The 19,129-nt window shown below is 51.6% G+C and carries 14 protein-coding genes and 1 pseudogene; 2 read left to right on the top strand and 13 right to left on the bottom strand.

Annotation, left to right across the window (positions count from 1 at the left end):
* Positions 1 to 101: 101 nt before the first annotated feature.
* From BLS62_RS03405 to BLS62_RS03395, 3 genes are all read right to left on the bottom strand, one after another.
* Positions 102 to 2,126 carry a beta strand repeat-containing protein gene (locus tag BLS62_RS03405; RefSeq protein WP_093177071.1) on the bottom strand — a complete coding sequence of 675 codons (2,025 nt, stop codon included), beginning with the start codon at positions 2,124 to 2,126 and terminating at the stop codon, positions 102 to 104.
* A complete protein-coding gene (locus tag BLS62_RS03400) occupies positions 2,093 to 10,708 on the bottom strand; it encodes a beta strand repeat-containing protein (protein ID WP_159436468.1) in 8,616 nt (2,871 codons plus the stop codon). Before BLS62_RS03400 ends, BLS62_RS03405 begins: the two co-directional genes overlap by 34 nt.
* A 143-nt stretch (positions 10,709 to 10,851) precedes the next feature.
* The gene (locus tag BLS62_RS03395) at positions 10,852 to 11,640 is read right to left on the bottom strand and encodes a hypothetical protein (protein ID WP_093177065.1); all 789 of its coding nucleotides are present in this window, start codon (positions 11,638 to 11,640) and stop codon (positions 10,852 to 10,854) included.
* A gap of 359 nt (positions 11,641 to 11,999) precedes the next feature.
* Here BLS62_RS03395 and BLS62_RS32530 point away from each other — a divergent pair, with 359 nt between their 5' ends.
* Both BLS62_RS32530 and BLS62_RS32025 read left to right on the top strand, forming a co-directional pair.
* Positions 12,000 to 12,131: a hypothetical protein gene (locus tag BLS62_RS32530; RefSeq protein ID WP_280141820.1), complete on the top strand. Its 132-nt coding sequence runs from the start codon at positions 12,000 to 12,002 to the stop codon at positions 12,129 to 12,131.
* A 59-nt stretch (positions 12,132 to 12,190) separates the two neighbouring features.
* Positions 12,191 to 12,337: pseudogene (locus BLS62_RS32025) on the top strand (transposase domain-containing protein); the annotation flags it as partial.
* 648 nt (positions 12,338 to 12,985) lie between these two features.
* On the opposite strand, the gene BLS62_RS03380 reads toward BLS62_RS32025, so the two are convergent.
* The 10 genes from BLS62_RS03380 to BLS62_RS03340 all read right to left on the bottom strand — a co-directional run bounded on the left by BLS62_RS03380 (position 12,986) and on the right by BLS62_RS03340 (position 19,089).
* On the bottom strand, positions 12,986 to 14,122 hold the full coding sequence (locus BLS62_RS03380; protein WP_093177059.1) for a tyrosine-type recombinase/integrase: 1,137 nt from the start codon (positions 14,120 to 14,122) through the stop codon (positions 12,986 to 12,988).
* Between the two features lie 11 nt (positions 14,123 to 14,133).
* Positions 14,134 to 14,385 (bottom strand): helix-turn-helix transcriptional regulator, encoded by a 252-nt coding sequence (locus BLS62_RS03375; protein ID WP_093177056.1) that lies wholly within the window; start codon positions 14,383 to 14,385, stop codon positions 14,134 to 14,136.
* A 289-nt stretch (positions 14,386 to 14,674) separates the two neighbouring features.
* Positions 14,675 to 14,881 (bottom strand): hypothetical protein, encoded by a 207-nt coding sequence (locus tag BLS62_RS03370; RefSeq protein WP_143521493.1) that lies wholly within the window; start codon positions 14,879 to 14,881, stop codon positions 14,675 to 14,677.
* Positions 14,882 to 14,889: 8 nt separating this feature from the next.
* On the bottom strand, positions 14,890 to 15,384 hold the full coding sequence (locus BLS62_RS30680) for a hypothetical protein (RefSeq protein WP_143521492.1): 495 nt from the start codon (positions 15,382 to 15,384) through the stop codon (positions 14,890 to 14,892).
* A 114-nt stretch (positions 15,385 to 15,498) separates the two neighbouring features.
* Complete coding sequence (locus BLS62_RS03365) at positions 15,499 to 15,987, bottom strand: hypothetical protein (RefSeq protein WP_093177051.1); 489 nt, start codon at positions 15,985 to 15,987, stop codon at positions 15,499 to 15,501.
* Positions 15,984 to 17,483 (bottom strand): DNA cytosine methyltransferase, encoded by a 1,500-nt coding sequence (locus BLS62_RS03360; RefSeq protein WP_093177048.1) that lies wholly within the window; start codon positions 17,481 to 17,483, stop codon positions 15,984 to 15,986. The genes BLS62_RS03365 and BLS62_RS03360 overlap by 4 nt, the downstream gene beginning before the upstream one ends.
* 1 nt (position 17,484) lies before the next feature.
* Positions 17,485 to 18,225, bottom strand: coding sequence for a hypothetical protein (locus BLS62_RS03355; protein WP_093177045.1), 741 nt, complete (start codon positions 18,223 to 18,225; stop codon positions 17,485 to 17,487).
* A gap of 15 nt (positions 18,226 to 18,240) precedes the next feature.
* Positions 18,241 to 18,459 carry a hypothetical protein gene (locus tag BLS62_RS03350; RefSeq protein ID WP_093177042.1) on the bottom strand — a complete coding sequence of 73 codons (219 nt, stop codon included), beginning with the start codon at positions 18,457 to 18,459 and terminating at the stop codon, positions 18,241 to 18,243.
* A 41-nt stretch (positions 18,460 to 18,500) separates the two neighbouring features.
* Positions 18,501 to 18,758 carry a DUF2312 domain-containing protein gene (locus tag BLS62_RS03345; RefSeq protein ID WP_093177040.1) on the bottom strand — a complete coding sequence of 86 codons (258 nt, stop codon included), beginning with the start codon at positions 18,756 to 18,758 and terminating at the stop codon, positions 18,501 to 18,503.
* Positions 18,759 to 18,813: 55 nt separating this feature from the next.
* Complete coding sequence (locus BLS62_RS03340) at positions 18,814 to 19,089, bottom strand: hypothetical protein (protein WP_093177038.1); 276 nt, start codon at positions 19,087 to 19,089, stop codon at positions 18,814 to 18,816.
* Between the last annotated feature and the right edge of the window lie 40 nt (positions 19,090 to 19,129).

Below are 19,129 nucleotides of genomic sequence, written 5' to 3'. Positions count from 1 at the left end.
CCCCGACGTTATTTGTCAGAGAGAAAGTTCCTGTTGCAGTAACAGCGCCAACACTGGCAGTGACTGTGTAAGGCCCGCCAGCTGTGCTGTTTGCTATGGCGTCAAACTGGCCACACCGTTAGCGTCAGTCTCTGCTGTGTCAGTGGCAGAGACGTCCAGACTTGCCCCGGATGAGGGCGCCGTGAAGGTGACTTCCACACCTCTAACACATTGCCGCCGCTGTCCTTGACTTCCACAACAAGTTGATCTGAGAAGGCGGTTGAGATCACTGCGTCTTGAGGAGACCCAGAGATGTAAGTGACTGTGTCTACGGCCCCGACGTTATTTGTCAGAGAGAAAGTTCCTGTTGCAGTAACAGCGCCAACACTGGCAGTGACTGTGTAAGGCCCGCCAGCTGTGCTGTTTGCTATGGCGTCAAAACTGGCCACACCGTTAGCGTCAGTCTCTGCTGTGTCAGTGGCAGAGACGTCCAGACTTGCCCCGGATGAGGGCGCCGTGAAGGTGACTTCCACACCCTCTAACACATTGCCGCCGCTGTCCTTGACTTCCACAACAAGTTGATCTGAGAAGGCGGTTGAGATCACTGCGTCTTGAGGAGACCCAGAGATGTAAGTGACTGTGTCTACGGCCCCGACGTTATTTGTCAGAGAGAAAGTTCCTGTTGCAGTAACAGCGCCAACACTGGCAGTGACTGTGTAAGGCCCGCCAGCTGTGCTGTTTGCTATGGCGTCAAAACTGGCCACACCGTTAGCGTCAGTCTCTGCTGTGTCAGTGGCAGAGACGTCCAGACTTGCCCCGGATGAGGGCGCCGTGAAGGTGACTTCCACACCCTCTAACACATTGCCGCCGCTGTCCTTGACTTCCACAACAAGTGGATCTGAGAAGGCGGTTGAGATCACTGCGTCTTGAGGAGACCCAGAGATGTAAGTGACTGTGTCTACGGCCCCGACGTTATTTGTCAGAGAGAAAGTTCCTGTTGCAGTAACAGCGCCAACACTGGCAGTGACTGTGTAAGGCCCGCCAGCTGTGCTGTTTGCTATGGCGTCAAAACTGGCCACACCGTTAGCGTCAGTCTCTGCTGTGTCAGTGGCAGAGACGTCCAGACTTGCCCCGGATGAGGGCGCCGTGAAGGTGACTTCCACACCCTCTAACACATTGCCGCCGCTGTCCTTGACTTCCACAACAAGTTGATCTGAGAAGGCGGTTGAGATCACTGCGTCTTGAGGAGACCCAGAGATGTAAGTGACTGTGTCTACGGCCCCGACGTTATTTGTCAGAGAGAAAGTTCCTGTTGCAGTAACAGCGCCAACACTGGCAGTGACTGTGTAAGGCCCGCCAGCTGTGCTGTTTGCTATGGCGTCAAAACTGGCCACACCGTTAGCGTCAGTCTCTGCTGTGTCAGTGGCAGAGACGTCCAGACTTGCCCCGGATGAGGGCGCCGTGAAGGTGACTTCCACACCCTCTAACACATTGCCGCCGCTGTCCTTGACTTCCACAACAAGTTGATCTGAGAAGGCGGTTGAGATCACTGCGTCTTGAGGAGACCCAGAGATGTAAGTGACTGTGTCTACGGCCCCGACGTTATTTGTCAGAGAGAAAGTTCCTGTTGCAGTAACAGCGCCAACACTGGCAGTGACTGTGTAAGGCCCGCCAGCTGTGCTGTTTGCTATGGCGTCAAAACTGGCCACACCGTTAGCGTCAGTCTCTGCTGTGTCAGTGGCAGAGACGTCCAGACTTGCCCCGGATGAGGGCGCCGTGAAGGTGACTTCCACACCCTCTAACACATTGCCGCCGCTGTCCTTGACTTCCACAACAAGTGGATCTGAGAAGGCGGTTGAGATCACTGCGTCTTGAGGAGACCCAGAGATGTAAGTGACTGTGTCTACGGCCCCGACGTTATTTGTCAGAGAGAAAGTTCCTGTTGCAGTAACAGCGCCAACACTGGCAGTGACTGTGTAAGGCCCGCCAGCTGTGCTGTTTGCTATGGCGTCAAAACTGGCCACACCGTTAGCGTCAGTCTCTGCTGTGTCAGTGGCAGAGACGTCCAGACTTGCCCCGGATGAGGGCGCCGTGAAGGTGACTTCCACACCCTCTAACACATTGCCGCCGCTGTCCTTGACTTCCACAACAAGTGATCTGAGAAGGCGGTTGAGATCACTGCGTCTTGAGGAGACCCAGAGATGTAAGTGACTGTGTCTACGGCCCCGACGTTATTTGTCAGAGAGAAAGTTCCTGTTGCAGTAACAGCGCCAACACTGGCAGTGACTGTGTAAGGCCCGCCAGCTGTGCTGTTTGCTATGGCGTCAAAACTGGCCACACCGTTAGCGTCAGTCTCTGCTGTGTCAGTGGCAGAGACGTCCAGACTTGCCCCGGATGAGGGCGCCGTGAAGGTGACTTCCACACCCTCTAACACATTGCCGCCGCTGTCCTTGACTTCCACAACAAGTGGATCTGAGAAGGCGGTTGAGATCACTGCGTCTTGAGGAGACCCAGAGATGTAAGTGACTGTGTCTACGGCCCCGACGTTATTTGTCAGAGAGAAAGTTCCTGTTGCAGTAACAGCGCCAACACTGGCAGTGACTGTGTAAGGCCCGCCAGCTGTGCTGTTTGCTATGGCGTCAAAACTGGCCACACCGTTAGCGTCAGTCTCTGCTGTGTCAGTGGCAGAGACGTCCAGACTTGCCCCGGATGAGGGCGCCGTGAAGGTGACTTCCACACCCTCTAACACATTGCCGCCGCTGTCCTTGACTTCCACAACAAGTGGATCTGAGAAGGCGGTTGAGATCACTGCGTCTTGAGGAGACCCAGAGATGTAAGTGACTGTGTCTACGGCCCCGACGTTATTTGTCAGAGAGAAAGTTCCTGTTGCAGTAACAGCGCCAACACTGGCAGTGACTGTGTAAGGCCCGCCAGCTGTGCTGTTTGCTATGGCGTCAAAACTGGCCACACCGTTAGCGTCAGTCTCTGCTGTGTCAGTGGCAGAGACGTCCAGACTTGCCCCGGATGAGGGCGCCGTGAAGGTGACTTCCACACCCTCTAACACATTGCCGCCGCTGTCCTTGACTTCCACAACAAGTGGATCTGAGAAGGCGGTTGAGATCACTGCGTCTTGAGGAGACCCAGAGATGTAAGTGACTGTGTCTACGGCCCCGACGTTATTTGTCAGAGAGAAAGTTCCTGTTGCAGTAACAGCGCCAACACTGGCAGTGACTGTGTAAGGCCCGCCAGCTGTGCTGTTTGCTATGGCGTCAAAACTGGCCACACCGTTAGCGTCAGTCTCTGCTGTGTCAGTGGCAGAGACGTCCAGACTTGCCCCGGATGAGGGCGCCGTGAAGGTGACTTCCACACCCTCTAACACATTGCCGCCGCTGTCCTTGACTTCCACAACAAGTGGATCTGAGAAGGCGGTTGAGATCACTGCGTCTTGAGGAGACCCAGAGATGTAAGTGACTGTGTCTACGGCCCCGACGTTATTTGTCAGAGAGAAAGTTCCTGTTGCAGTAACAGCGCCAACACTGGCAGTGACTGTGTAAGGCCCGCCAGCTGTGCTGTTTGCTATGGCGTCAAAACTGGCCACACCGTTAGCGTCAGTCTCTGCTGTGTCAGTGGCAGAGACGTCCAGACTTGCCCCGGATGAGGGCGCCGTGAAGGTGACTTCCACACCCTCTAACACATTGCCGCCGCTGTCCTTGACTTCCACAACAAGTTGATCTGAGAAGGCGGTTGAGATCACTGCGTCTTGAGGAGACCCAGAGATGTAAGTGACTGTGTCTACGGCCCCGACGTTATTTGTCAGAGAGAAAGTTCCTGTTGCAGTAACAGCGCCAACACTGGCAGTGACTGTGTAAGGCCCGCCAGCTGTGCTGTTTGCTATGGCGTCAAAACTGGCCACACCGTTAGCGTCAGTCTCTGCTGTGTCAGTGGCAGAGACGTCCAGACTTGCCCCGGATGAGGGCGCCGTGAAGGTGACTTCCACACCCTCTAACACATTGCCGCCGCTGTCCTTGACTTCCACAACAAGTTGATCTGAGAAGGCGGTTGAGATCACTGCGTCTTGAGGAGACCCAGAGATGTAAGTGACTGTGTCTACGGCCCCGACGTTATTTGTCAGAGAGAAAGTTCCTGTTGCAGTAACAGCGCCAACACTGGCAGTGACTGTGTAAGGCCCGCCAGCTGTGCTGTTTGCTATGGCGTCAAAACTGGCCACACCGTTAGCGTCAGTCTCTGCTGTGTCAGTGGCAGAGACGTCCAGACTTGCCCCGGATGAGGGCGCCGTGAAGGTGACTTCCACACCCTCTAACACATTGCCGCCGCTGTCCTTGACTTCCACAACAAGTTGATCTGAGAAGGCGGTTGAGATCACTGCGTCTTGAGGAGACCCAGAGATGTAAGTGACTGTGTCTACGGCCCCGACGTTATTTGTCAGAGAGAAAGTTCCTGTTGCAGTAACAGCGCCAACACTGGCAGTGACTGTGTAAGGCCCGCCAGCTGTGCTGTTTGCTATGGCGTCAAAACTGGCCACACCGTTAGCGTCAGTCTCTGCTGTGTCAGTGGCAGAGACGTCCAGACTTGCCCCGGATGAGGGCGCCGTGAAGGTGACTTCCACACCCTCTAACACATTGCCGCCGCTGTCCTTGACTTCCACAACAAGTTGATCTGAGAAGGCGGTTGAGATCACTGCGTCTTGAGGAGACCCAGAGATGTAAGTGACTGTGTCTACGGCCCCGACGTTATTTGTCAGAGAGAAAGTTCCTGTTGCAGTAACAGCGCCAACACTGGCAGTGACTGTGTAAGGCCCGCCAGCTGTGCTGTTTGCTATGGCGTCAAAACTGGCCACACCGTTAGCGTCAGTCTCTGCTGTGTCAGTGGCAGAGACGTCCAGACTTGCCCCGGATGAGGGCGCCGTGAAGGTGACTTCCACACCCTCTAACACATTGCCGCCGCTGTCCTTGACTTCCACAACAAGTGGATCTGAGAAGGCGGTTGAGATCACTGCGTCTTGAGGAGACCCAGAGATGTAAGTGACTGTGTCTACGGCCCCGACGTTATTTGTCAGAGAGAAAGTTCCTGTTGCAGTAACAGCGCCAACACTGGCAGTGACTGTGTAAGGCCCGCCAGCTGTGCTGTTTGCTATGGCGTCAAAACTGGCCACACCGTTAGCGTCAGTCTCTGCTGTGTCAGTGGCAGAGACGTCCAGACTTGCCCCGGATGAGGGCGCCGTGAAGGTGACTTCCACACCCTCTAACACATTGCCGCCGCTGTCCTTGACTTCCACAACAAGTTGATCTGAGAAGGCGGTTGAGATCACTGCGTCTTGAGGAGACCCAGAGATGTAAGTGACTGTGTCTACGGCCCCGACGTTATTTGTCAGAGAGAAAGTTCCTGTTGCAGTAACAGCGCCAACACTGGCAGTGACTGTGTAAGGCCCGCCAGCTGTGCTGTTTGCTATGGCGTCAAAACTGGCCACACCGTTAGCGTCAGTCTCTGCTGTGTCAGTGGCAGAGACGTCCAGACTTGCCCCGGATGAGGGCGCCGTGAAGGTGACTTCCACACCCTCTAACACATTGCCGCCGCTGTCCTTGACTTCCACAACAAGTGGATCTGAGAAGGCGGTTGAGATCACTGCGTCTTGAGGAGACCCAGAGATGTAAGTGACTGTGTCTACGGCCCCGACGTTATTTGTCAGAGAGAAAGTTCCTGTTGCAGTAACAGCGCCAACACTGGCAGTGACTGTGTAAGGCCCGCCAGCTGTGCTGTTTGCTATGGCGTCAAAACTGGCCACACCGTTAGCGTCAGTCTCTGCTGTGTCAGTGGCAGAGACGTCCAGACTTGCCCCGGATGAGGGCGCCGTGAAGGTGACTTCCACACCCTCTAACACATTGCCGCCGCTGTCCTTGACTTCCACAACAAGTGGATCTGAGAAGGCGGTTGAGATCACTGCGTCTTGAGGAGACCCAGAGATGTAAGTGACTGTGTCTACGGCCCCGACGTTATTTGTCAGAGAGAAAGTTCCTGTTGCAGTAACAGCGCCAACACTGGCAGTGACTGTGTAAGGCCCGCCAGCTGTGCTGTTTGCTATGGCGTCAAAACTGGCCACACCGTTAGCGTCAGTCTCTGCTGTGTCAGTGGCAGAGACGTCCAGACTTGCCCCGGATGAGGGCGCCGTGAAGGTGACTTCCACACCCTCTAACACATTGCCGCCGCTGTCCTTGACTTCCACAACAAGTGGATCTGAGAAGGCGGTTGAGATCACTGCGTCTTGAGGAGACCCAGAGATGTAAGTGACTGTGTCTACGGCCCCGACGTTATTTGTCAGAGAGAAAGTTCCTGTTGCAGTAACAGCGCCAACACTGGCAGTGACTGTGTAAGGCCCGCCAGCTGTGCTGTTTGCTATGGCGTCAAAACTGGCCACACCGTTAGCGTCAGTCTCTGCTGTGTCAGTGGCAGAGACGTCCAGACTTGCCCCGGATGAGGGCGCCGTGAAGGTGACTTCCACACCCTCTAACACATTGCCGCCGCTGTCCTTGACTTCCACAACAAGTGGATCTGAGAAGGCGGTTGAGATCACTGCGTCTTGAGGAGACCCAGAGATGTAAGTGACTGTGTCTACGGCCCCGACGTTATTTGTCAGAGAGAAAGTTCCTGTTGCAGTAACAGCGCCAACACTGGCAGTGACTGTGTAAGGCCCGCCAGCTGTGCTGTTTGCTATGGCGTCAAAACTGGCCACACCGTTAGCGTCAGTCTCTGCTGTGTCAGTGGCAGAGACGTCCAGACTTGCCCCGGATGAGGGCGCCGTGAAGGTGACTTCCACACCCTCTAACACATTGCCGCCGCTGTCCTTGACTTCCACAACAAGTTGATCTGAGAAGGCGGTTGAGATCACTGCGTCTTGAGGAGACCCAGAGATGTAAGTGACTGTGTCTACGGCCCCGACGTTATTTGTCAGAGAGAAAGTTCCTGTTGCAGTAACAGCGCCAACACTGGCAGTGACTGTGTAAGGCCCGCCAGCTGTGCTGTTTGCTATGGCGTCAAAACTGGCCACACCGTTAGCGTCAGTCTCTGCTGTGTCAGTGGCAGAGACGTCCAGACTTGCCCCGGATGAGGGCGCCGTGAAGGTGACTTCCACACCCTCTAACACATTGCCGCCGCTGTCCTTGACTTCCACAACAAGTGGATCTGAGAAGGCGGTTGAGATCACTGCGTCTTGAGGAGACCCAGAGATGTAAGTGACTGTGTCTACGGCCCCGACGTTATTTGTCAGAGAGAAAGTTCCTGTTGCAGTAACAGCGCCAACACTGGCAGTGACTGTGTAAGGCCCGCCAGCTGTGCTGTTTGCTATGGCGTCAAAACTGGCCACACCGTTAGCGTCAGTCTCTGCTGTGTCAGTGGCAGAGACGTCCAGACTTGCCCCGGATGAGGGCGCCGTGAAGGTGACTTCCACACCCTCTAACACATTGCCGCCGCTGTCCTTGACTTCCACAACAAGTTGATCTGAGAAGGCGGTTGAGATCACTGCGTCTTGAGGAGACCCAGAGATGTAAGTGACTGTGTCTACGGCCCCGACGTTATTTGTCAGAGAGAAAGTTCCTGTTGCAGTAACAGCGCCAACACTGGCAGTGACTGTGTAAGGCCCGCCAGCTGTGCTGTTTGCTATGGCGTCAAAACTGGCCACACCGTTAGCGTCAGTCTCTGCTGTGTCAGTGGCAGAGACGTCCAGACTTGCCCCGGATGAGGGCGCCGTGAAGGTGACTTCCACACCCTCTAACACATTGCCGCCGCTGTCCTTGACTTCCACAACAAGTTGATCTGAGAAGGCGGTTGAGATCACTGCGTCTTGAGGAGACCCAGAGATGTAAGTGACTGTGTCTACGGCCCCGACGTTATTTGTCAGAGAGAAAGTTCCTGTTGCAGTAACAGCGCCAACACTGGCAGTGACTGTGTAAGGCCCGCCAGCTGTGCTGTTTGCTATGGCGTCAAAACTGGCCACACCGTTAGCGTCAGTCTCTGCTGTGTCAGTGGCAGAGACGTCCAGACTTGCCCCGGATGAGGGCGCCGTGAAGGTGACTTCCACACCCTCTAACACATTGCCGCCGCTGTCCTTGACTTCCACAACAAGTGGATCTGAGAAGGCGGTTGAGATCACTGCGTCTTGAGGAGACCCAGAGATGTAAGTGACTGTGTCTACGGCCCCGACGTTATTTGTAAGTAAAAAAACTACTGATGGCCCACCACCGTCAACACTGGCATTGACTATGTAAGGCCCGCCGGCTGTGCTGTTTGCTGTGACGCTTAAACTGGTCTCACCAGAGGCGTTTGTGGTTACCGTTTGAGTGGCAGGGTTCAGACTTGCCCCGGTTGAGGGCGCCGTGAAGGTGACATCCACACTTGGAACCGGATTGTTGAGGATGTCTACCACTCTCACAACTAGTGGACCTGAGAAGTCGGTTGAGATCTCTGTGGCTTGAGCATCCCCAGAGATGACCGAGATTGAGGCTGCGGCCCCGGCATTTGTCAGAGAGAAATCAGCTGTTGCAGTAACAACGCCAACACTGGCTTCCACTGTGTAACCGCCGGCTTCGCTGTTTGCTGTGACGATCAAACTGGTCTGACCGGCAGCGTCGGTGGATACTGTTTGAACGGCAGGGTTCAGACTTGCCCCGGTTGAGGGCGCGGTGAAGATGACATCCACACCAGGAACCGGATTGTTGCCGCTGTCCAGGACGGTGACAACAAGTGGATCTGAGAAGTCGGTTGAGATCACTGTGTTTTGAGCATCCCCAGAGGTAACCGAGATTGAGGCTGCGGCCCCGGCGTTATTTGTAAGTAAAAAAACTACTGATGGCCCACCACCGTCAACACTGGCATTGACTATGTAAGGCCCGCCGGCTGTGCTGTTTGCTGTGACGCTCAAACTGGTCTCACCAGAGGCGTTTGTGGTTACCGTTTGAGTGGCAGGGTTCAGACTTGCCCCGGTTGAGGGCGCCGTGAAGGTGACATTCACATCTGGAACCAGATTGTTGAAGATGTCTCGGACTTCCACAACAAGTGGATCTGAGAAGGCGGTTGAGATCGCTGTGTTTTGAGCATCCCCAGAGGTGACCGAGATTGAGGCTGCGGCCCCGGCATTTGTCAGAGAGAAATCAGCTGTTGCAGTAACACCGCCAACACTGGCATTGACTGTGTAAGGCTGGCCAGCTGTGCTGTTTGCTGTGACGCTCAAACTGGCCACACCAGAGGCGTCTGTGTTTACCATTTGAGGGGTAGTGCTCAGACTTGCCCCGGTTGAGGGCGCCGTGAAGGTGACAACCACATCTGGAACCAGATTGTTGGAGATGTCTCGGACTTCCACAACAAGTGGATTTGCAAAGGCGGTTGAGATCACTGTGTTTTGAGCATTCCCAGAGGTGACCGAGATTGAGGCTGCGGCCCCGGCGTTATTTGTAAGAGTGAAATCAGCTGTTGTTGCAACACCGACAACACTGGCATTGACTGTGTAACCGCCGACTGTGCTGTTTGCTGTGACGTCTAAACTGGCCACACCAGAGGCGTTGGTGGTTGCCATTAGAGGGGTAGTGCTCAGACTTGCCCCGGATGAGGGCGCCGTGAAGGTGACAATCACACCTGCAACCGGATTACCGCTACTGGAAAGGACGGTGACAACAAGTGGATTTGTAAAGTCGGTTGAGAACTCTGTGTCTTGACCATCTCCAGAGGTGACAGAGACTGAGGTTGCGGACCCATCATCAAACAGCACAGTTTTGGTGGCAGAGGCCGTATTGCCATTGCCAGCCACGTCCTGTCCCGCATCTGCGGGCACGGTAAGAGTCAGATCGCCGCTGCCATCGGGGGTGATTTCCGCCGTATAGGCGGCCGGACCATCGGAAATTCCTGTGAGGTCGCCATTGGTGACGGTCAGATCCGTGACCAGATCGTCAAAGCCGGTCACGTTTTTTGAGAAGGTGACGGTCACGGTGAATGGATTGGTGCTGTTCACATTGGCCGGAACACCCGACAACGTGACGGTGGGCGCAACATCATCAAACGGTACAGTACTGGTGGCAGAGGCCGTATTGCCAAGGCCAGATCCGTCCAAGGCCGCATCTGCGGGTACAGTAAGAGACACATCGCCGCCACCGTCCGGGGTGATTTCCGCCGTATAGGCGGCCGGACCACCGGAAATACTGGTGAGGTCGCCATTGGCGACGGTCAGATCCGTGGCCAGATCGTCAAAGCCGGTCACATCTTCAGAAAAGGTGACGATCACGGTGAATGGATCGGTGTTTACTGCGGCCGGGATACCCGACAACGTTACGGTGGGCGCATCAACAGTAACGGAAACGTCATCAACCTGTCCGTCATTATTTGGGGCGAGATCCGATGCGCCTGTATTAATGATGCGAATTATATTAATGTCATCTGTTAATGTAACTTCATAACTTTGTGCTACAGATGTGGGAGATGTAACTGTAAAATCTCGAGTATCAACTGCCGTGTCAGTTGGTGAACGAAGTTCGACCGTAAAATATTGTTCCGGGCCACTGGGACTTCCAGTTTCAGTAAGCAGCAGAGAAATACTTACAATACTACCGGAAACAATAGTCTGCAGGAACGTTTGTTCTATGTAATCACCAAAAACGGATTCACCGCCAGAATTAAATGAGACTATCCCGTTGCTGACTGTAGGAGGTTGAGAACCTGTAACATTCACTAAATCCCAGTCTGTGGAGCCATTGGAAAAATCACCATTTCTAATAAACTCTACCTCCTGAGCGGAAGCGGGAGCGGAAGCCGCCAACAAAACAAGGGAAACTAGCAAAAAGCATTTAATTATATATTGTTTGAAAAGAGCCTTCATTTAGCAGCCTCCGCAAAAGTGAGGGTCTCAATGAACGGATCTGTGCTGTTTTGTGGTGCGGGAGCAGTAAAATACGTGACAGATGTCTGCCCTATGAACCCTGAAGTGGTAGAGCCATAAAGTGGCACTCGATCCAGCGCATATCCGAATTCGGTCGCGGTCGTTGCTATACCTTGTCTGGTACCTTGGGTATAAAAATAGTCAGGTCCAGTCTCTGCATTGTCATGGGTAGCAATATCTTCGTCTTTAGCAGCATGTATGGCATCCGTGCCGCTCGCCCCATTAGGCGGTATGCTGAGTGCCACATCTCCTAAGCCATTCGGAGAAATCGGTGCGCGATAAGAAACACGGCGCCCGGTTAAGGAAGGGACCGTGCCATTGGTGTCAGTAATGTCATCCACACTAAACCCGGTTACGCTTCGCGCTAAGGTAATGTTAGCGGCAAAAGAAGATAACCCCGTGGTGGCAGGTGCACCAATTATCTGGATATCCAGAGGACTGTCCGATATCTCAATCGGAACGTCCTTATAAATAGCAGTTGATGGCAAAAATTGGCGAAACTCACTGTCCAGCGAGATCTTTTTGGGCAGCGCATCTGGTGCGCATAGACTAGAATGTAGAGTTGTGTAGTCTGTTCCAACCAAAGCGACAACATCTGCTATGGTTGGAACCAGCCAAAGCCCCAAAAATATTACTGAAAAATCGGATAGTAGATCAAGAGTTGCGACGTTCTTACCGCACCCTTTAAACCAAGCATGCCATGCATTATACACAATTTGTGCCATTACTGCTCCAACATGTATCACTCAAGTACTTAACTAAACCACTGATGCTATATTGCTGGATAATGACTTGTAATTTTTCACAAATATTAAGTAGAATTGTCATTCGTAACTAAGCATGCACCAATGGAAACATTAATGTAGTATTAATTCACATTTCTGGGAAATTATAATCTAATATTGAGAGATATACTTATGGAGAGTTAGTTTATGTATTTTTACAGTTGTGCTAGGTGAATTTAGCTATTGAACTAGGCATTATATCAAGAACAAGAGATTCCTATGAGTAGACGACCTCGCGTAATAATAGCCCTGCTTTTAAGGCGAAAGTTGCGCTAGCTGCTATCCGTGGCGAGAAGACTTTGAGCGAATTGGCTCAGGAACTTGTGCTGAACAAGGATGATGTCCAGATGATGACCCGGCAACTCAAGGAAGCCGTTCACAACAAGTGCTTTAAGGCGTATTCCCGAAAGATTGGCGCGATTTTCGAATAGGAATACGCGTATAAACAAAAAGAGAAAACAGTTTGAGTGATCCAGATTAATGGCAAACTGCATTAAATCGGGAAAATTCACTCTTTGCAGTCCACGTTGCTGGTGCTCAGAACTGGGCCATACTCGCATCGCTCATCGAGAGGTGCAAACTCAACGGTATCAACCCGCATGCCTATCTGGCTGATACTCTCCCTAAGATTGCCTAAGGTCACAACAAAACAAGATTAATGACCTTCTGTCTTGGAATTTTGACAATTCGTAAAGTCGAGGTGTCATTGAAACAGCGCTTACGTTGATACCGTGTAATTATATTTGTGATTGTTGTTCGGAGAGAGCGGCAGCTGATCTACAATATCGGTTGCATCAACTGCGCATTAAACCACTTCAACCGTAGGAAGCTTCACCGCCTTACACCCCATTGAAATGAAGTGCCGGGAGAACCTATGCCTCCCCTCAAAACCAAACATTTAAAAACACAGATACTTGCATTGATAGACCGCTTGGTTTGCCAGCCGCCAGTCACTGACATTGCAAACTTTGTTTATCAGTATAGTCGCGTCAAGAAGGCCAGATAATTCTTCGGCATAAATTACGCAGGATCAGAAAAAAAAGAGAATTCACTTGATTGGGAGGTTCAAATTGAGGGGCCTAAATAGTAATAATAACGTTCCATATTCCCTCACTTTTTGCACAACACGCCAAAGGTGAGGGAAAAACCATAGAAAGAACAACGATTTCAATGGGTAAAAAGTGAAGTGGAGGCCTCTGCCGGACTGTTAATTTTCATTAAAAACAGAGGGTTACCTTTTGAGTGGGTCAATTTTGCCCCCATAAGGTATCAAGAGGTTACATTGTCAAGTTGACCCACTTTTCTTTTTCTCTCCAGAAAGGAAGTGTACCCCCTTATCTCCAAGGACCTTTCTTTGAGCCATACGAGTGTACAGCTCTGCTTGTTCTAGCTTTGTCCAGCCAAACATTGACAGTAACTGATTTGAAGTAGCTCCATTTTCAGCTGCTAAGACGGCGCCTGCTTTTCTGATCCCATGTGCTGAACAATGCGGGAGACCAGCCATGTCAAACCAGTTTCTCATACGATTACCAAGCCCCTTTACTGAATATGGTCTATTCCACTCAGTAATTAAAAAGGTGAGGTGGCTATGATCAATTCCCTCAAGAGCCTCAGCAAGTGGCGGGAGTACTGGAAGGTCAATTGCTACCGGCATTCTCTGAAGCTTACTTGATTTTTGCGGTGCGATCTTAAAACGAAGCTGGGGGCCATCTTCAGTGTTTATTGTATAAAGGTGCTGTCTTCCAAGTCGGGCAGTATCTGAAATCCTTAAGCCAGTGTATCGGAAGATCTGCATTGCAAGGTGAGCTTTTGTGCCTTTGGGATGGCGTTCAAGGAATTGCGCAATTTCTTGCTGAGTTAGCGCGTGGTGCCCTTCGGAGTAATTCTTGATCTTCTTGACGTGCTCTGCTGGGTTATTTCCAGCAAGACCTACCTCAACTGCCCAGTTAAACATTGTTGAAATCGAACGTAGGCGATGGTTTGCTGCCTCGGGCGTTTCTCCCTTTTGATCTCTAAGAATTGCGATGTGCTGCTTCTGTAGACCCTTGAAAGACATGTCACCCAGTCTCTGGCCTGACTGGCTCAAACAGGTTTCTTCACAGACAGCGTGTAATACGCGGCGCTTTTGTATTTGGGTCGCGGGGGCCAAGTTTTTCATTGCTCTTGTTAGGTACTGATCTGCGAGCCATTTAAATGTACCATCAAGCGGCAGCTTTTTCTTAGTACGCTTGGGTTCAGTGGTGCCAGTGTTACTCAGGTCAAATCTGGCAAGGGCAAGTTCTTTATAGAACTCTTCTGTTCCATAAGGTGCATTAAGCCTTATTTTGGCTTTTCCAGACTTGCGGTAGTACCATCGTTCTTGTCCGTGCCTTGTAACATCCCGGTAGAGATATTTTAAATGCTCTTGCTTGGGCTTTGGCATAGCTTCACCTGTTAAACGAAGTCAGAAAGAGGTTCTTGATCGTGAGAGATTTCCGCTCCATCATGCGGGAGGATCTCAAATGCCTGATCTATTTCAAATACGTCCCACACTTTGCGAGAAGCAATTTGTTTTGCCTTTGGCATTTTATGCTCGCTAACCAGCAAGTCAAACAGCCCAACACTGACACCAATGTAACTGGCCGCCTGAGGTTTACTAAGGCCCCTTGGTGCTACGGTATTGGATTTGCGGGCTACCTCTTCCATTATACTTGCTCCTAAGGTGAGTATACAAAAATAAATTGACCTCGATAAAACTGCAGGTCATTGCTGCTGATTGCATATCGGGCAAGGGATACCGCGCTTGCCGAAAGTGACGTTCGGACAATCGACCCAACCAAAGTCCCAATCGCATCTGCTGCACTCAAAGTGAGCAATCGGCGACCCATCTGGTGCATTCCCAGCGTCAATTACATGAGCCTTAAAAACTTGCGATTTTCTCGACTTAGGAGGGAAGTCAAATAGTGTTTCCTGCATGATTTTTCCCTCTCCGGGTTTAGGGGGATATTTCGACCATGAGCTTTTCAAGCATATCTGCTGTGCGGTCACGCAGGGCGTCCGGTACGTGCTCTTTTACCTTTTTCGCTAGGTCGCTGCTGGCGTTAACTGCAATGGCTGTTAGGGCTTCTGCTAGGGCTTCTGGGTTCCTTGTCAACATAATGCCGATGTGAATAGGATTGACTTCTGTTTCCAGTCTCATCATGGCCCCTCTTATGTCTCAGGAAGTAAGTTCACGCCAAGCGACATCTCGAAATCACCGCAAAACTCGAATGGCATTACCTGCGGCCAAGTCGGACAGCAATAATCTCCTGTGTGGTGTTGGATACCTTGCACACCCAATATCGGCCTGGGTGCATGTTGCCTACAAATTCCTCCCGCCATTGATGTCGAGGAAACGTCAAAAAAGGCACAGTCACAACATTGAGCTGACTTTGCAGATAATCTATTTCGTTGTTTTACGCTGCTGGACTGAGGGAGCGATTTAATAAATTCTCTTTCCAGTTGCAAAAGCGACACTCGACCTAGATTTGGGGTCCGGCGGGCACCGTCGTCCGACATCACCCAGTTCGCAATGTCGGAAAGTCGAGTACCAACACCGAATCCCGCCATATGAATTGCGTAAACACATCTAGTCGTAAGTGTTATGCCTAGATTGGAAAAATGCTCCTTCAACAGCTCTGTATTGCGGTTTTTCATGTAAGGCATTGTTTGTCCTCCTGTTGCAAGGAGCTGCCATAGCGAACTGGTTGCCTCCCGAGGAAGCAGATCTGCCACATCCTCATTAGGTTGACGCAGCAAATCAGCGGCAAGAACACCGGATTATAGGGCATGGTTTACCTCTCGTGTTCTGGTTCGATATGATGCTGGCTGAGGGAGATTATTTGCCTTGCAGTGTTCTTTGATTGCTGTTCTCACACATTGTTCTGAGTATTGTGTGTTTGTTGCTATCGTGGGTACGGACCAGCCAAGCTTGTCTGCCAGATTATAAAAGAGCTGCCTACGAGATGACGTTGCTGTTGGGCTGTTGTTATTTGCCCGAAAGATCGCATCAAGCGATGTTCCGTTGTTCATCTTGACCTCAAGCACAATGTCTTGTGCTTCCAGCGGCATTTCAAAGAATATGGGGCACTTTGCTCTCTGCCTTTCCTCCCGTTTGGGAGCGGGGAAAGCTGCGGGGAGGCCCTTGGCAGCGGAATAGATTGCAGCGACATGACACTTCGAGACCCCGTAAATCTGGGCGATCCGGTTGAAGCTCATACCCTGTCGGGTACGTACTAAAATGGTCTGATCAGTTGGAAATATGGTCATGCAGCGACCTCATAGGAAATGCACTCGGGGAGGTTGGCTTCAACAATTGCCTTGGCGACTGGCGGGCAAACGCTGTTGCCGCATTTTGCGGTCTGCTCTGTCTTCGGAAAAGGCTTGCCGTTGTAGCCGAAACTGATGCGGTAATCCTCTGGAAAACCTTGCGCTCTATAAAGTTCTGCCGGAGTGAGCATGCGCATGCCAATGTCTGTTATGATGTAAGGCTCACCACCAACCTCAACAGTAACAACTCCGTGTCGATCTTTGGTAGTAACTGTCCCGATTGGGTAGTTTGCCGCCTGACCGATGCTGGATCCATAGTAAGAAGTAAGGAAAGTTCGGACTTCGCAAAAACGACTACTGCCGAGTGCCTGTAATGGGACGTTGATGGGTGGTTCATCAATGCTATTTTCCAAAAGATTTACTATATGGCAAGTGACTAGATTTTTCTGAGTAGCTCTGGAGGCTTTTGTTGACAGGGGCACGTCTGCTGCTTGGCCAGCGGCATGGAAGTTATGCTGAGCTAGGAACGTTGCAACTAGTGCAGACTTGCCGCCTCCTTGGGTCATGACTGTTCCGAGAGGCTTCTCAACTGATGCACCTTTTGAATTTGTGAACTGTCGGTCTATGTAGGGGATCACAAGCGCTCTGCATCCACCTTTCTCAGTCTTTATTGTTCTGAACGGCTTAGCTAAGGGTTCCAGGCTCCCTCGGTGGCTCATGTTGAGAATGAAAGGCTTAGGCGCCTTGATCACGAACTTTTTGATCCCGGCGGCAATCCGTTTCAGGGTGTTTTCTGCTAACGGCTTCTTACGGTCAAAAATGGATGGGCAGGGAATAGACCAATCAATGCAGTCTGCAGCGGTCTTCCACGGCAATAGTTTGCCTGTTTTGACTTCTTCACTGCCGGGGTCTCCGTGGGTAGGCGCAGGCCAGCGGATAATCTTGCGATCGCGGCGAGCTATCATAAACAGCCGTTTGCGGATGGTTGGGGCGCCATAGTCGCAGGCTCTCAAAATACGAAATTCGAGTTTGTAGCCCAATTTATTGAGGGCAGCTTGCCATGCATCAAAATCTTCCCATCCTTGAAATTCAGGGACGTTCTCCAGAATGATGATACGTGGGCGTTTAGGGCCTAACTTCTGGCTGAAATTGACTACAGACCAAGCGAGCATACGCACTGATTTTGAAGTAGGTTTGCTCCCTCTAGCGCGAGAAAAGTGCCGGCAGTCTGGAGAAGCCCACAGCAGACCTACAGGGCGTCCGTTAGTGTAGGCCATTAGATCAACTTCCCACACGCTCTCTGGTAAATGGATGGTATCCGGGTGGTTTTGTGCGTGCATTGCGAGGGCCTTTACACAATGGTTGATTGCAATATCGGGGGATCTGCCGAGGGCCATTTCAATTCCTGTAGAAGCCCCTCCACCACCTGCAAAGGCGTCAATGATGAGTTCCTGAGGAGGGTGTCCGGTGGAGAATGAAAAGAGTTCTGTCTGCATCTCAGTGGCTCACCTGTTTGGACCAATCGGGAAAGAGCTGCTCCAGCTCCTGATAATTCACTTCAAAGCCCATGCGTAGATCGGGAAAGTCGCAAGCTTTCTGCCATTGGCCTCTGGTGCTGCCTCGTTTCATCCAGTGGTTGTTTTCGTAGAGAAACAGGGTTGGGCTGAGACTGAGGGCCTTAAAGGTCCTGCGCGTTACGAAGCCGTATTTTTCAAGCAGAATGGAGAGCTTCATAGCTTTGAGCTTCCAATCTGTGAGGCGAACAGGGCAGGGCTTTCCAGCCTCTACAGTCGGCACCACTTCAGGTAAGGGCAGTCTGGAAACCGGATAAAATTCAGGGAAATAGTTGTAGCTGAATCGGTCTGGATCTGGCAGTTCGGGCAAAAACCAATCGCGGTCGTAACGCGGGTTTTCCAGCTTGTCGCGCATGGTGATGATTTGAAGGTTTAGTAGGCTGCATACAACGGCAAAGTCATTTGTATAGCCTTCTGGGATCAAGACGGCGCGGCAATCTGGTCCCGGTTTGTCAACCTGATATGAACGCTCTGCAGCTTGTGTCACGACCTTTGCATTCAAGCGCAACTTTGCTTCGATGCCGATCTGAAACCCGTCGCTGTCACGAACCAGAACGATATCCCAGTTCTGCCACTCAGGGTAAGCGGTCCAGCCTTCCGGTAGGTTCTCAAGGAACCGCGAACACATTTCGTGCTCGGTTAGGAACTGGGCTTTGCGTTTCATGAGTGCGTGAACCTTTCAGCGGTCGCTTTGGACGTCAAAAGATGAGAGCTGGGTGCTGATGAAATCAGAGGGGATGCTTTGTTTAGTATCGATCATCGTTTGATCAAAGGCAGGTACTAGATACATCAGTACGGCGGCGAAGAATGCCAATACGGCGAGTTTCCCGGCTTCGCTCAGGAGGAACAGAGGCACGTTGCAGCGATCACTAAATACGTCAATATCAATGCTATTCATGAGTCTGTTTCTCTTGCATGGTTACTGAGGGAGGAGGAGGCTTAGCTGCTGGGTCCGGCCATGCCGAGGGCGTGGAGGTAGAGATCTAGGATGGCTTCTGCTTCTTCTCTGTCATGTGGTTTGAGTTTGCGTAGGGAAACAATTTTGCGCATGGCTTTCACGTCAAAGCCGTTGCCTTTGGCTTCCGCGTAAACAACTTTGATGTCGTCTGTGAGGATCTTCTTCTCTTCTTCCAAGCGCTCAATGCGCTCGATAAAGGCTTTGAGTTGATCGGCTGCAACGCCGCCTGCATCTGCCATGATAGGGTTCCTTGGCTAGGTGTTGGTAAGAACGCAAACGCATACGCACTGTGGTTCAGGTGCGGCCCATTTGTTGAAGTAGCTTTGTGAGTGCTGTTTGGGCATCATCGAAATTTTCGCGCAGGGCGTAGATGCGGTTTGCTATGGCAGCATGGTTGTCCGGGTAGAGCTTGATCATTTCACGTAAGTCATCGCGGGCAAAGCAGACGTCTGTTTGCGTTTGAGAGGTGATAACGAGAGCCTCTTCACCGATTTCCGCTGCGCTTTTTACAACTTGGAGGGAAGGGGGTTTTTGAGATGAGGGAAACTGGATGACTTGTGCGCTAGGCATTATTAGTCTCCGAAATGCGGGGTAAAGATTGAAAAAGATG

It is taken from the genome of Pseudovibrio sp. Tun.PSC04-5.I4, assembly GCF_900104145.1.
In the GTDB taxonomy this organism is placed as follows: domain Bacteria; phylum Pseudomonadota; class Alphaproteobacteria; order Rhizobiales; family Stappiaceae; genus Pseudovibrio.
The sequence above is the reverse complement of the archived record's forward strand: the minus strand, read 5'-3'. Positions and strand labels throughout refer to the sequence as shown.